Origin of the sequence: Streptomyces fildesensis (assembly GCF_016107395.1) — a bacterium.
Taxonomy (GTDB): Bacteria; Actinomycetota; Actinomycetes; order Streptomycetales; family Streptomycetaceae; genus Actinacidiphila; species Actinacidiphila fildesensis.
On record NZ_JAAIKO010000225.1, the window covers coordinates 1 to 345 of the forward strand.

The 345-nt window shown below is 50.7% G+C and carries 1 protein-coding gene; it reads right to left on the reverse strand.

Annotation, left to right across the window (positions count from 1 at the left end):
- A partial coding sequence (locus C6N31_RS47305; protein ID WP_198359689.1) for a 2-oxoglutarate and iron-dependent oxygenase domain-containing protein occupies positions 1-345 on the reverse strand: 345 nt, incomplete at both ends.

Sequence of the window (345 nt, forward strand, 5' to 3'; positions counted from 1 at the left end):
CTGCAGAACTAGCTCTTCGGGACCACCAATCTCTTCTTCAAGCTTCCCCTCCTCCAATCCTAACCCAAGCGAAAGCGCAGAGAGAACTTTGGTTGCCAACGCTCTTATTTCCCTTGCATACTCACTCGTCGCGTCGATGTAATCGACGGGGATTTTAGGCCACATCGACAAATCGTGTTTATGGGGAGGATGAACAAGATGGAAGAGGCAGTCCTCCCACTCCAGCTTCCCGCTCTTATTGTTAGCTAGCTTACTTCCACAGCTTTGAATCTGTCCGCATGCCTGATCATTCGCGTACTTCTCTTTCTCCTCCACCGGGAGATCAAAGAACTCCCGACCCGCTTT